Below are 234 nucleotides of genomic sequence, written 5' to 3'. Positions count from 1 at the left end.
TGAATTTCGTGAGGGACAATGGCTGGACGGATTAAATGCAGACATTCAAACCCTGTTCTTCGAAGGCGATTTTGGTGAAATTTTTCCGAACCTGGATCCTTATGACGTCCATCGATACGACATTGGCTTTTCGATTGGTCGTCAGCCTGTGTCATTTCAACAGGGACTGCTGATCAATGAAGACATGGTCGATGCGGTCACCGTCACGCGCAACACAGTGAACGGGGGGCGAAT

At 48.7% G+C, this 234-nt stretch carries 1 protein-coding gene; it reads left to right on the top strand.

Annotated elements, in window-relative coordinates:
* The coding region (locus tag GJQ66_RS14435) for a hypothetical protein (RefSeq protein WP_230379703.1) at positions 1-234 on the top strand (234 nt) is incomplete at both ends.

The organism is Microbacterium sp. ZXX196 (assembly GCF_009709595.1).
Taxonomy (GTDB): Bacteria; Actinomycetota; Actinomycetes; order Actinomycetales; family Microbacteriaceae; genus Microbacterium; species Microbacterium excoecariae.
This window is presented reverse-complemented; position numbering and strand designations above follow the sequence as displayed.